The following is a 12,499-nucleotide window of genomic DNA, read 5'->3' on the forward strand; positions in this document are numbered from 1 at the left end:
GCTACGGACTACATAACGATTCAAGACCAGGCAAAGGCGCCTGGTGCTTCGGGTGGGGGGGGGGTTTTTTTTTTTTTTTTGGGGGCGGGTTGGCGCCCCCAAAGCCAGCTACCGCCGAACCTGCTTCAACTCATCCAGCAACCCCAACAACTGCTGCAACTTCTCCTCACCAAACTGCCCTTGCAACCGCTGGTAGTTGGCCTCCATGCACTGGCTCATCGAGCCGAATATCTCCTCGCCCTTCTCCGCCAGTTCCACCAGCACCCGGCGCTGGTCGGTTTCAGCGCGGCGGCGATTCACCAACCCGGCCGCCTCCATGCGCACCAGCACGCCGGTCATGCTCGGTTTGAGAATGCAGGCCAGGTCGGCCAGGCGATAGATCTCCATTTCCCCCTGCTGGCGCAAAATGCGGATCACCCGCCACTGCTGCTCGGTCAGGCCGTGTTCATTAAGGGAAGGTCGGAAGAAGCGCATGGCGGCTTCGCGGGCTTGCAGCAGGGTCAGTGTCAGGGACTGACGAGGACGGCTGGACATGAAAATTCGGGGTACTCAGGTTATTTTGTTAACACTTTAACAAAAACCATGCCGCACAACAGTGCCGCACCGCACCTGGCACCGTAGATCAAATGGGCCGGCACAGACGATCAAGACATTGCCGCGGCCAGAAGCGTTAATGAGCGTCATAACGCGCCCGAAAAACGGCCGCCGCCGCACCCCTTTCTTCCATTGTTCAAGGAACAACTGCCATGACCCTGACCGCCAACCAACTGAATATCCAACTGAGCGAACTGGACGCCTGGGGCACCGTTGCCGACCTGGGTTCGGAAATCCTCGAAGGCGAAGTCCGCGCCTTCGGCAAAATGACCTTCGGCGCACCGACCGACGCGATCAGCAGCGCCTACTTCGGCACCACCCAGGGCAAGTTCCGCATGGTCTACCCGTTCAACGAGCAGGCCGTGGTCGTGACCGGCGCCGTGCGCCTGACCGACGAAAGCACCGGCCAGGTCACCGAGTACAAGGCTGGTGACAGCTGGTTCGTGACCAAGGGCACGCCGGTGCTGTGGGAGATTCTGAGCGAGAGCTTCGTGAAGCATTACTTCGCGGTCGCCTAAACAGTCATCGCCGGCCCGCGGGCTCCCAGGCTCATGAGCACTGTGGGGGCCGGCTTGCCGGCGATGAGTTGCCGAGGCCTTACATCGCCACCTGCAGCGACCCCGCAAAAATCGTCCACATCGCCTTCAATCGCCGCTCATACGCCGCCTGTCCGGCATAGATCAGCTCGACGATCAGGCTGTCCACCACCCCAAGGTAGGCATCGACGAACAACGCCCGCCGCTCCTCATCCAGCTTCGGCAACTGCCGTTGCAGCGCCTTGCCGAAGAATTCACCCATCCGCGCCAGATAGCCTTCGAAGCCCGCCGAAATCATCGGTCGCAGTTCCGCCGGCGGAAAGAACGCCGCCCGCAGCAGAAAGCGCAAGTGCGCCGACTCCTGATAACGCTCCGCCAGACGTTCTGCATATAGCGCACCGGGCAGGCCACGGTCGGCGGCGAAGCAGCCCTCCACATAAATCCGTTCTGCTTCCAGCGCGCGCTCAAACACCGCTTCGAACAGGTCGTCCTTGCTGCTGAAGTGGGCGTACAACGACGGCTTGCGCATGCCCACCGCCACGGCGATGTCGTTGAGCGACGCCGCGTCATAGCCCGACTCGGCGAACTGCTCGACCGCCACCACGCAAATCTTCTCCGCCGAAGGCGAAAGGGTTCTCATGCAACGCTTCTCCAATCAACAAGCAATCAATAGTGCATTCCGGGTTTGCAGGCGCTTGTCAGGGAACAAGGGTCGTCAGGCTGCTACAAAAAACAGCCTAACGACCGATAGGTCGACAATCCGGACGAGCCTATAAGCAACCCTGTACAGGGTCAAGGGATCGCTAACGGAAAGTCCTTTTACTTACGCCGGACCCGCGAGGCTGCTGCTGCGGAAGTCCTTGGGTGACTGCTCGAACTGTTTCTTGAACGAGCGGCTGAAGTGCGCCGAATCGGTGAAGCCCCACTTGTAGGCAATCGTGGTGATGGATTCGGTCTTGTGGATCGGGTTGGCCAGGTCGTCCGCGCTGCGCTGCAGGCGCACCCGCTGGATGTAACGGCAGACACTGTCGCCCTGCTCTTCGAACAGGCGGTACAGGTGACGCACCGAAATATTCAGGCGGCTGGCCAGGCTGACCGGCGTCAGGCCGGGTTGGCCGAGGGACTCATCGATGACCTTCTGCACATAGCTGCGCAGGTCCGCGCCCTGCAGCGAAGCCGGCAAGTGGCTGGCCTGGTCGCTGCCCTCGATGGCCGAGCCGAGCAACGACAGGAAGGCGCTGTGCAGCGCTTCGCCCTCGGCATGCTCGCTTTCGCCGGCCGGGGTTTCCTTGCAGAGCTGGTCCATCAGCAGGTGCAGCATGCGTCCGCAAGCCTTGCTCTGCGAGATCTTGCCGAAGATCCGCTGATCGCTGCCCAGTTGCCGGCAGACCTGATCACGGGAGAGCGATAGCGAAGCGTGTTCGATCAGGCCGAACGGCATGATCTCGCAGGCGCCGACCGCGTCCATCAGCAACATCTCGCCGGGAGCGAGTTGCAGGCTGACTCCGTTCTGCGTGACCTGGGAAAAACCGGTGCGCTGGCTGACCAGGAAACAGCTCTGGTCGTTGTCGCGGTCGGCATTGAGGCCGTTGCGACGAATGACCCCAGCATTGGTGCGCAGGTTGGCCATTCCCAGCCCACCCCGCGACCAGGTGGAAATCTCGCCGATGAACAGCGAGCGGTTGAACGCAAGTTCGGTTTCGAAATACCCGCATGTCGCCTGCATCGCCGCGTTCCAGCGATCCAGGGCCGAGCCGGTAGCCTGATGGATACTCATACGTACCTCCACAGTGGCATCTTGTTTTTGTCACGCAATAGTTAACATGTTATCTATATGCGCGCAACAATTCTGTAAGCCTGTATGTGAAAGCACATTGAGTGCCAACTGGAAGATCAGAGCCCTTCGAGTAGCTTTTTCATCCCGACCAACGCCGTCAGCAACAGGTCCCGCTGCTGCGGACTGATGCGGATATAGCGCCGAAACGCCGGCATTCTATTAACAACTTCACTACCGCCCATGTGTTCCAGGATGACCGTCCACTGGCCCTCCGCCCGCTCCAGGCGCAGGCGCTTGAAATCCAGCGGCATCAGCGCCTGGTACAACGTCGGATCCTGCTCCAGACGCTGACGGATCCTGTCCGCCAGCCCCGCCTCGCCGCCCTTCTGTTTCCAGCCGATCCCGGTGCGACGGATCGCACCACGATGATGCGCTTCCAGGCGGACAGTGCCCTCGGAGCTGGCACGGCACTGCAGACGAAACTCGCAGAGCACCAGGTGCATCAGCAGTTGTGCTTCGGCGCGCTCGTGCACTTCGAATTCGAGGCCGCCGGCCAGGGCGAATCGCGCCCGGCCGACTTCCAGCACCTGGCAGCTCTTGACGCCAAGGTTGCGCCGCAGGTGCTCCAGGGTGACCCCCGGGCGATAGCCCGAGGGTGCGCGATCAAACAGTCTTTGCCACAGGTTCGGCGTAGTAGTCGCCATGATGTGCTCCAGGTTCGTTGGCGAATTCCTTGGCCAGAACTTCTTCGACCACCGCCGGTTTGAACGGGTTGACCTTCTGCACGACCAAGGTCCAGAACAGCGCGTAGGCCGCGGTGCCGCCGAGCATCCAGGCGAATGGCACATAGACGTCAGCAGGGTTCATGCCCGGCGGGGTGATGAACCACATGCCGATGATGATGCCGACGCTGGACAGAATTTGCGGCAGCGGGAAGAACGGCGAGCGGTAGGCGCGCGGCAGGTCCGGCCGACGGATACGCAGGATCACCACCGACACGGTCACCAGCAGGTACGCGGTACTCCAGGCGCACACCGCCGCCAGCACCAGGTGCATGATGTTGTCGGTGTTGCCGCCCAGGTACAGGGCGTGCAGGCACGGGATCAGCATCGCCACCAGGATGCACAGCAGCGGCGTCTTGAAGCGCGGGTGCAGGTAGGTGAAAACCTTCGGCAGCGCGCCGTCCACGGCCATGCCGTAGAGGATCCGAGGCACCCCGGCCATCAGCGTGTTGATGGTGGCGGCGCCGGCGAACAGGAAGCCGATACCCAGCCACAGCGGGCCGATGTCACCCATGACCTGCTCGGCGAATTTCGGGATCGCCATCGGCGTATCGAGCAAGTGCACGCCACTGGCGGCATCGAGCACCACGTTTTCCACCTGGCGCTTCATCGCCGCGCCATAGATGAACATGCACGACGCCACGCCCAGCAGGCCCAGCGCCATCGCCCGCGGCATGGTCCGCGCCGAGCGGCGCAGGTCCGGGGCCAGCGGCGTGACGAACTCACAGCCGACGAACATGAACATCGCCATGCCCACCAGCGACAGCACGGTAATCAGGTCGGTGCCGACCATCGACTCACCGAACCAGCCGTCCAGTTCCACCGCCGGCGCGGCGATCAGGCCGAGCACGCCGAACACCATCAGCGTGGTCCACATGCCGAAGGTGAGGATGATTTCCGCCTTGCCGAAGGCGCTGACGCCAAAGGCGTTGAGCACCGCGAACACCACCACGAAGCCCACGCCCAGCAGCCAGGAGCCACCGGCCGATTCAGCCAGGGTATTGAGGTGTTCGAAGTTCACCAGCGCCATCACACCGGCGAGGATGGTTTCCGCGGTGCCGGCGAAGACGTGGACGATCAGGTACGCCGACAGCGTGCCGGTGATCGCGAAGAAACGGCCCATGCCGCAGTTGATGTAGTCGTAGACCGAACCGGTGGTCGGCAGGATCGACGCCGCTTCGGCGAAGGTGGTGGATTGCGCCAGCATCAGCAGCACCGCGATCAACATCGCCATGGCGAAGGCACTACCGCCGATGCCGAAACCCATGGTCGCGGTCAGGATGACGGGGCTGGCCATGATCAGGCCGATGGTACTGGCGAGGGCGGTGGGGAACCCGATCGTGCCCCGGTTCAGGTGCGCGCTGAGCGTGTCGTTGAGCGACATGGTGAAGGACCTCAAGAGCCGTTGTTATGGTTGTGCGTCACTGTGCGCCGCACTCCATGCCACGTCTTGCCCCAGACTGCCGGGGGTTTTGTTGCTGGCTGCCAGGTCCTTCCTTTGAGAGCAAATGTCTTTGAGACTACGTCAGTCAGCCCTCCCCATGCGCCTTCTGCTTCAACCGCTCGGTATCCACCCGCACGAACACCGAATCCGCGGTAACGGTCAGCACATCGCCGGCCCAGACCTCGCAGATCACCCGGCTCTTGCGCCCCACCTCGCCCTCGACCCGCGCCTTGAGCGTCAGTTCCACGCCCATCGGCGTCGGCTTCAGGTAGGTCAGGCCAAGGTGTCCGGTCACGCAGTCGATACGCGGCAGCGAACCCGGTTCGCGCCCTTCGGCCCGGTAGTGATAGGCCATGGCCGCCCAGTTGGAGTGGCAATCCACCAGCATCGCCAGCAGACCGCCATAGACCAGGCCGGGCCAGCCGCAGAACGTGCTGTCGGGCGCATGAGTGCAGATCAAGTGGATGCCGTCATCAGCCCAGTGGCTTTTCAGATGCAGCCCGCTGGGATGGGCCGAACCGCAGCCGTAGCAAACGCCATCCGGCGCCGCCAGGTCTTGAAGGGATAGAGCGTGGGAATTCATGGGTTTCCTGATTTGTTTTTGTAGGAAAGTTCAGATGTTAACGCTCTCGTCCTACCTTTCCAACACACCCACCAAAGTCCTCACCGATGCGTCATTAGGTCTCACATGGCGACCGGCCATCCCAGGAAGGAGTAAGCTAGCCCCCAGCCAAGCCAACCATCCAAAAACAAGGACCGCTGCGATGATTGCTAATGATGCTTGCTGGCACTACGCCGATGACGGTTCGCCTTGCGGTTATCCGCGCCGTGCGCCGTACGCCGGACTGTTCCTCGCCTGGAGCGTGACCCGCAACCTGCTCAGCCGCGACTTCAAGGCCGACTACGACGCCGAGATCCAGGCCCTGGGCGAACGCCTGATGACCCCCGCGCGCTTTTTCCAGTTGTGCTGCGACGGCCTGCTGGTCGACGAAGACCTCAATCGATCGGGCAACGCCTTCGCCGCTCATTACCTGAGCCTGCAAGCCCCTTCCCTGCCCTGCGACCTGCAGGAGCTGCTGAACAGCGACGCCGAGCCCGCGGCGAGCTGGGACCAGTACGACCTGCTCAAGCCGCGCCTGGACCTGCGTTTCGCCCAATGGCAGGCCGGTCAGTGAACCTGATGCGATAAAAACTGTCTTTGCGCTGGTGGCTTGTCGAGATTTCCTACAAAGACAAGCCCGCGGGGACGTCCAACGGTTATCCCCTTTCTCACCCTTCGTTGCGCTGGCGGCAGGCATGCGGCCGGCGGTTTTCATTTTTTCTTCTCGGGGAAGATAACCATGCGCCTGCTTCGCCCTCTCCGCGCACGCTCTGCCGTGCTTCCCGCCCTGCTCGCCGGTGTGTTCATGAGTGCTCTCGCCCACGCCGAAGAGTCCGCCAGCGATGATCGCTGGGTCAGCGACAGCCTCAGCACCTACGTGCGCAGCGGTCCGACCGATGGTCACCGGCTGGTCGGCACACTCAAATCCGGACAGAAGGTCCAACTGCTTACCACCCAGGGCAACTACAGCCAGGTCCGCGGCGAATCCGGCGATGTCGTGTGGATCGCCAGCAGCGACCTGCAGAACGTCCCCGGCCAGGCCGAACACCTACCGCAACTCACCGCCCGGGTCGCACAACTGGACGAGCAACTGAAAACCATCGACGACAGTTGGAAAACCCGGGTCCAGGGCATGCAAGAGACCCTGGACTCGCGCAAGGCCCTGATCGACGAATTGCAGGCCCGCAACCAGTCGCTCAACGAGGAACTGGCCGAGGCCCAGTCGCAACTGCGCGACACCCAGGCCCGGCTCGGTGACGAGAACAAACAGGTGCTGATGCGCTACATGGTCTACGGCGGCGGCATCGCCGGGGCCGGTTTGCTGGCGGGCCTGATCCTGCCGATGCTCAGCCGCGGCCGCAAACGCAACAGCGGCTGGGTTTAATTGCCGCTCAACGAGTACGGCCCGCTGGCCAACTGCTCACGCAGAAACGCCACACACGCCCGCACCTTCGCCGAACTGGACGAGCGCACCGCCGTCACCGCCCAGATATCCGCCGGCTGATGCCAGGCCGGCAGCACCTGGACCAGCGCGCCGCTGGCCAGGCTGCCGGCCACGTCCCAGCGCGAGGCCATGATGATGCCGTGGCCGTCGTGGGCCCACTGGCGGACGATGTCGCTGTGGTTGGAGGCCATGGGACCGGTGACCTTGACCGTCTCGGCGCCATTGGGCCCGAGCAGGCGCCACACGCCAAAACGGTCGTCGCGGCTGCGAAACAGCAGGCAGTCATGCTGGGCCAGGTCCGCCGCCACCTTGGGCGTGCCGCGCCGGGCCAGGTATTCCGGCGCCGCCGCCAGCACCCGGGTGCTTTCGGCGATGCGGTGGGCAATCAGGTGTTTCTCCTGCACTTCGCCGACGCGGATATCGATGTCGAAGTTGTCGGCGATCAGGTCCACCCGCCGGTCCAGCAACTCCACCCACACTTCCAGCGCCGGGTACTGGCGCCGCAACAGCGACAGAATCGGCGCGATATGTTCGCGGCCCAGGCGCAGGCTGGTGCACAGCCGCAGGGTGCCTTGCGGTTCGCGCTGGCCACCGGACAGCGCATCGACCATCGCTCCGACGTCCTCGAGAATCTTCTGCGCCCAGACGAACGCCGCCTCGCCATCGCTGGTGATGTTGACCCGCCGCGTGGTGCGGTTGAACAGCTTGACCCCGAGTTGCTCCTCCAGCGTGGCGATGCGCTTGCTGACATGGGCCGGCGACAACCCGGTCTCGCTGGCGGCGGCGATAAAACTGGAGCGCCGGGCCACTTCGCAGAACAACTGCAAGTCCCGCAGCAGCGGTTCATTATTCGCTGTGAGCACATTCTGATTCTTCATTACGCCCGATTATCTCCTGGGACTTTTTATTTAGCCTCTCACAAAACCTGCCTTGTCGCACAAGCCAGAACAACAAGAGAGACCTATGAAGAAGACCCGCATTGCCGTCGCCGGCGCCGGCTTGATCGGCCGCCGTCATATCGAACTGATCCAGGCCAGCAACGACTGCGAACTGGCCGCGATCGTCGATCCGCTGCCCGCCACGGCGGCCTTCGCCGACAGCCTCGACGTGCCGCTGTACAGCAACCTCGACAGCCTGCTGACCGCGCAACGCCCGGACGGCGTGATCCTCGCCACCCCCAATCAATTGCACGTCGAAGGCGCCCTGACCTGCGTCGCCCACGGCATTCCCGCGCTGATCGAAAAACCGGTGGCGCACACCCTGGAAGAAGGCAAGCGCCTGCTGGCCATTGCCGAGCAGGCCGGGGCGAAACTGCTGGTCGGCCATCACCGCGCCCACAGCGCAATCCTGCAGAAGGCCCGTGAAGTGATCGCCGAAGGCGTGCTTGGCAATCTGGTGGCGGTGATGGGCAGCGCGCTGTTCTACAAGCCCGACGACTACTTCGACGCCGCGCCCTGGCGCCGCCAGGCGGGTGGCGGCCCGGTGTTGATCAACATGATTCACGAGATCGGCAACCTGCGTTCGCTGTGCGGCGAGATCGTCGCCGTGCAGGCCCAGGCCTCCAGCGCCACCCGGGGTTTCCCGGTGGAAGACACGGTGTCCATCAGCCTGCGCTTCGCCAGCGGCGCCCTCGGCACCTTCATGCTCTCCGACACCGCCGGCTGCGCCCGCAGTTGGGAACAGACCTCGCGGGAAAACCGCGACTACCCGAGCTACGACGACGAAGACTGCTACGTGCTGGCCGGCACCCAGGGCTCGCTGTCGATCCCGACCATGCGCCTGAAGTACTACGCCAAACGCGAAGACCGCTCGTGGTGGAAGCCGTTCGAGACGGCTGTCGCGAGCCTGGATGAAGCGGATCCACTGGAGCGTCAGTTGGCGCATTTCTGCCAGGTGATCCGTGGCGAAGCCGAGCCGCTGGTGGGCGTGCGGGATGGTTTGCGTAATCTGCAGATTGTCGATGCGATCAGTGAAGCGGCGCGGACGGGGCAGATTGTTTCAACCGAGCAGTTGTAACAACTTGGAGACCTCATCGCTGGCTTGCCAGTGATGAGGCCCTGAAGACCATCTAATAACAACAAGAAAGGGACCCCAAATGGCCCACAACACCCACCAAACCAAAAAAGCCACCGCCAGCGGCTGGGTCGGCTCCGCCCTGGAGTACTACGACTTCTTCATCTACGCCCAGGCTGCGGCGCTGATTTTCCCGCAGATCTTCTTCCCCGCCGGCGATCCAAAACTGGCGATCATCGCCTCGCTCGCCACCTACGGCGTCGGCTACCTGGCTCGCCCGGTGGGCGCCTTCGTGCTCGGCCACTGGGGCGACACCCGCGGGCGCAAGAATGTCCTGCTGCTGTGCATGTTCCTGATGGGCATCGCCACCTTCGCCGTCGGCCTGCTGCCCACCTTCAACCAGATCGGCTACTGGGCCCCGGCGCTGCTGGTGGTGCTGCGCCTGATCCAGGGCTTCGCGGTGGCCGGCGAGATCGCCGGTGCCAGTTCGATGATCCTCGAACACGCGCCACCCGGACGCCGCGGCTTTTTCGCCAGCTTCACCCTGCAAGGCGTCCAGGCCGGCCAGGTGCTGGCGGCGGCGATCTTCCTGCCGCTGGCCTACTTCATGCCCGAAGAAGCCTTCAATAGCTGGGGCTGGCGGATTCCGTTCCTGCTCAGCGCCGCCGTGCTGATCGCCGCGTTCATCATTCGCCGCGAGGTCAAGGAGCCGGAAGCCTTCGTGCAGAAAGTGGAAAACGTCGCCCGCACCCGCTCGCCGATCCGTGAAGCCTTCAAATACAGTTGGCACGGCATGCTGGTGGTGTTCGGCGTGTCGCTGATGAACGTGATCCCGGTGGTGACCACCATCTTCGGCGCCGCCTATGCGGTGCAGCCGGCCTACGGCGTCGGCTTCGACAAGAGCGTGTACCTGTGGATCCCGGTGGTCGGCAACATCCTCGCGGTGCTGGTGATTCCCTTCGTCGGCAACCTCTCCGACCGCATCGGCCGGCGTCCGCTGATCATCGGCGCGGCCATCGGTTGCGGGCTGATGTCCTTCGTCTACCTGTACGCCATCAGCATCCACAGCGTGCCGCTGGCCTTCGCCGCGTCGCTGTTGATGTGGGGCACGATCTACCAGGGCTACAACGCGATCTTCCCGAGCTTCTTCCCCGAGCAGTTCCAGACCCACTACCGCGTGTCGGCCATGGCCGTGGCGCAGAACATCGGCTACATGATCACCGCCCTGCTCCCGGCGCTGTTCACCGCCGTGGCACCGCCGGGTTCGGACAACGTACCGCTGCTGATCGGCGCCATCACCTGCGTGGTCACCGCCATCTCGGCGATCGCCGCCTGGAGCGCGCCGGAAACCTTCCGCACACCGCTGGACCAGCTCGGCAAACACGACGCCGTGGCCCTCGACAAAACCACTTATGACGCGCAGCGGGCCCAGGCCCTGCGTACCACCCCCTGACTGGAAATGCTCTCCATGCAAACCGTACTCGTACTCAATGGCCCCAACCTGAACATGCTCGGCCTGCGGCAGCCCGAGGTCTACGGCCGCGAAACCCTCGCCGATGTCGAAGCGTTGTGCCGCGCGACCGGCGCCAGCCACGACCTGAACATCGAGTTCCAGCAGACCAACCATGAAGGCCAGATGATCGACTGGATCCACCAGGCCCGCGGCCGCGTTGCCGGCATCGTCATCAACCCCGGCGCCTGGACCCACACCTCGGTGGCGATCCATGACGCGCTGATCGCCGCCGAAGTGCCGGTGATCGAGGTGCACATCTCCAACGTGCATCGCCGCGAGTCGTTCCGTCATCACTCGTATGTATCGCTGATAGCGCAGTCGGTGCTGGCCGGTTTCGGCACCCACGGCTACGCGCTGGCCATCACCCACTTCGCCCGTCAAATCCAAGGAAGCCAAGCATGAAAACCCTCGGCAATCCCACTCAACGCCTGCGTCTGGGCTTCGTCGGTGGTGGACTGGAATCGTCCATCGGTTCCACTCACCGCTACGCCGCGCACCTGGACGGGCAGTTCAACCTGGTGGCCGGCGTCTTCGCCCGCGACCCGGCGCGCAACCGCGCCGCCGCCGAGGCCTACGGCATCGCCGAAGACCGCGTCTACCCGGACTTCCAGAGCATGGCCGTGGCCGAAGCGGCCCGCGAAGACGGCATTCAGGCCGTGGCGATCATGGCCCCGAATGCCGTGCACGTACCGGCCAGCCTGGCCTTCCTCGACCAGGGCATCGACGTCATCAGCGACAAGCCGCTGGCGGCCAACCTCGCTGAAGCCGAGACCCTGCTGGAGCGGGTCCGCCGTGGCCCGGCACTGCACCTGCTGACCCACAACTACAGCGGCTATCCGCTGATCCGCGAAGCCCGCGAACTGATCGCCAGCGGTGCGATTGGCGACGTGCGCCTGGTTCAGGTCGAACACGCCAGCGCCTTCGGCACCCACCCGCTGGAGCAGCAAGGCGCCAAGGCCCTGATGTGGCGCACCGACCCGGCGCAGTCCGGCGCGTCCTCAGTGCTGGCCGACGTCGGCGTTCACGCCCATCAACTGCTGCGCTTCGTCACCGGCGAGGAAATCAGCGAAGTGTCGGCGGAACTGAGCACCCTGGTGCCAGGCCGCGTCAGCGACGACAACGCCCACGTCAAACTGCGCCTGGGCAACGGCGCGCGCGGCATGCTCTGGGCCAGCTTCGTCGCGGCCGGGCATCGCCATGGTCTGCAGCTGCGCGTGTTCGGGTCCAAGGGCTCGCTGTACTGGCACCAGGAAGACCCGGAGCGCCTGGAAGTGCGCTACCAGGACCAGCCGCACCAGATCCTGCGTCGCGGCGAAGCCTGGCTGAGCGAATCGGCGCGCCTCTCGACGCGGATCAAGGCGGGCCAGCCCGAGGGCCTGCTGGAAGCCTTCGCCAACATTTACAGCGAAGCGGCCGAGCGCATTCGCGCCCGTCGCGAGCAACGGGCGCCGAGCGCGCAGTCGCTGCTGTGCCCGACGGCCGAGGATGGATTGCGCGGGATGAGCTTTATCGATGCCTGCGTGAAGTCGGATCGGGCGGAGGGGCGCTGGACTGAGGTCGCCTGAGTGTTGCGCGAGGATTGTTTCTGCCGCTGACCCGCAATGCCGATCGCTTTTCCAAAGCGCAGCTATTTCATCCATTTAATTGGGATTTTTCCTATATACCCGCCGCTGACCGGCATTCAGGATTTCTGCGGAATTCATTCCTCAGGCAATCCCCTGCGGTCAGCGGCCAGCAAGTACCTGGCTGACGCCCTGGTGGATACCTGTCCACATGCGCCCCCACGCTGAAACTG

The 12,499-nt window shown here is 63.7% G+C and carries 14 protein-coding genes; 7 read left to right on the forward strand and 7 right to left on the reverse strand.

Going from position 1 to position 12,499, the window contains the following annotated elements:
• Positions 1-108: 108 nt before the first annotated feature.
• Positions 109-534 carry a homoprotocatechuate degradation operon regulator HpaR gene (gene hpaR, locus NTD88_RS05225; protein WP_175651754.1) on the reverse strand — a complete coding sequence of 142 codons (426 nt, stop codon included), beginning with the start codon at positions 532-534 and terminating at the stop codon, positions 109-111.
• Positions 535-746: 212 nt separating this feature from the next.
• On the opposite strand from hpaR, the gene NTD88_RS05230 reads away from it, so the two are divergent.
• The gene (locus NTD88_RS05230; protein WP_095159801.1) at positions 747-1,112 is read left to right on the forward strand and encodes a cupin domain-containing protein; all 366 of its coding nucleotides are present in this window, start codon (positions 747-749) and stop codon (positions 1,110-1,112) included.
• Between the two features lie 79 nt (positions 1,113-1,191).
• Here NTD88_RS05230 and NTD88_RS05235 read toward each other — a convergent pair whose 3' ends face one another.
• The 5 genes from NTD88_RS05235 to NTD88_RS05255 all read right to left on the reverse strand — a co-directional run bounded on the left by NTD88_RS05235 (position 1,192) and on the right by NTD88_RS05255 (position 5,716).
• Entirely contained in the window at positions 1,192-1,770 is a 579-nt protein-coding gene (locus tag NTD88_RS05235) for a TetR/AcrR family transcriptional regulator (protein ID WP_095159802.1), read from the reverse strand.
• Between the two features lie 183 nt (positions 1,771-1,953).
• On the reverse strand, positions 1,954-2,907 hold the full coding sequence (gene feaR, locus NTD88_RS05240) for a transcriptional regulator FeaR (RefSeq protein ID WP_262153945.1): 954 nt from the start codon (positions 2,905-2,907) through the stop codon (positions 1,954-1,956).
• Positions 2,908-3,023: 116 nt separating this feature from the next.
• Entirely contained in the window at positions 3,024-3,611 is a 588-nt protein-coding gene (locus NTD88_RS05245) for a DUF3156 family protein (protein ID WP_262153944.1), read from the reverse strand.
• Positions 3,571-5,073 carry an APC family permease gene (locus NTD88_RS05250; protein ID WP_095159805.1) on the reverse strand — a complete coding sequence of 501 codons (1,503 nt, stop codon included), beginning with the start codon at positions 5,071-5,073 and terminating at the stop codon, positions 3,571-3,573. Before NTD88_RS05250 ends, NTD88_RS05245 begins: the two co-directional genes overlap by 41 nt.
• Before the next feature lie 145 nt (positions 5,074-5,218).
• Positions 5,219-5,716, reverse strand: a complete 498-nt coding sequence (locus tag NTD88_RS05255; protein WP_095159806.1) for a PaaI family thioesterase — start codon at positions 5,714-5,716, stop codon at positions 5,219-5,221.
• A gap of 181 nt (positions 5,717-5,897) precedes the next feature.
• On the opposite strand from NTD88_RS05255, the gene NTD88_RS05260 reads away from it, so the two are divergent.
• Positions 5,898-6,308: a hypothetical protein gene (locus tag NTD88_RS05260; protein WP_262153943.1), complete on the forward strand. Its 411-nt coding sequence runs from the start codon at positions 5,898-5,900 to the stop codon at positions 6,306-6,308.
• Positions 6,309-6,473: 165 nt separating this feature from the next.
• On the forward strand, positions 6,474-7,118 hold the full coding sequence (locus tag NTD88_RS05265; protein ID WP_410017253.1) for a TIGR04211 family SH3 domain-containing protein: 645 nt from the start codon (positions 6,474-6,476) through the stop codon (positions 7,116-7,118).
• On the opposite strand, the gene NTD88_RS05270 is transcribed toward NTD88_RS05265, so the two are convergent.
• Positions 7,115-8,056 carry a LysR family transcriptional regulator gene (locus NTD88_RS05270; RefSeq protein ID WP_095159809.1) on the reverse strand — a complete coding sequence of 314 codons (942 nt, stop codon included), beginning with the start codon at positions 8,054-8,056 and terminating at the stop codon, positions 7,115-7,117. The genes NTD88_RS05265 and NTD88_RS05270 overlap by 4 nt on opposite strands.
• A gap of 85 nt (positions 8,057-8,141) precedes the next feature.
• Between NTD88_RS05270 and NTD88_RS05275 the strand changes: the two genes are divergently transcribed.
• The 4 genes from NTD88_RS05275 to NTD88_RS05290 all read left to right on the forward strand — a co-directional run bounded on the left by NTD88_RS05275 (position 8,142) and on the right by NTD88_RS05290 (position 12,269).
• A complete protein-coding gene (locus NTD88_RS05275; protein WP_262153941.1) occupies positions 8,142-9,194 on the forward strand; it encodes a Gfo/Idh/MocA family protein in 1,053 nt (350 codons plus the stop codon).
• A 79-nt stretch (positions 9,195-9,273) separates the two neighbouring features.
• Complete coding sequence (locus NTD88_RS05280) at positions 9,274-10,644, forward strand: MFS transporter (protein WP_095159811.1); 1,371 nt, start codon at positions 9,274-9,276, stop codon at positions 10,642-10,644.
• Between the two features lie 15 nt (positions 10,645-10,659).
• On the forward strand, positions 10,660-11,106 hold the full coding sequence (aroQ, locus tag NTD88_RS05285; protein WP_262153940.1) for a type II 3-dehydroquinate dehydratase: 447 nt from the start codon (positions 10,660-10,662) through the stop codon (positions 11,104-11,106).
• A complete protein-coding gene (locus tag NTD88_RS05290) occupies positions 11,103-12,269 on the forward strand; it encodes a Gfo/Idh/MocA family protein (protein ID WP_262153939.1) in 1,167 nt (388 codons plus the stop codon). The genes aroQ and NTD88_RS05290 overlap by 4 nt, the downstream gene beginning before the upstream one ends.
• The last annotated feature ends 230 nt before the right edge of the window (positions 12,270-12,499 follow it).

The organism is Pseudomonas sp. 20P_3.2_Bac5, assembly GCF_025466035.1.
GTDB lineage: Bacteria > Pseudomonadota > Gammaproteobacteria > Pseudomonadales > Pseudomonadaceae > Aquipseudomonas.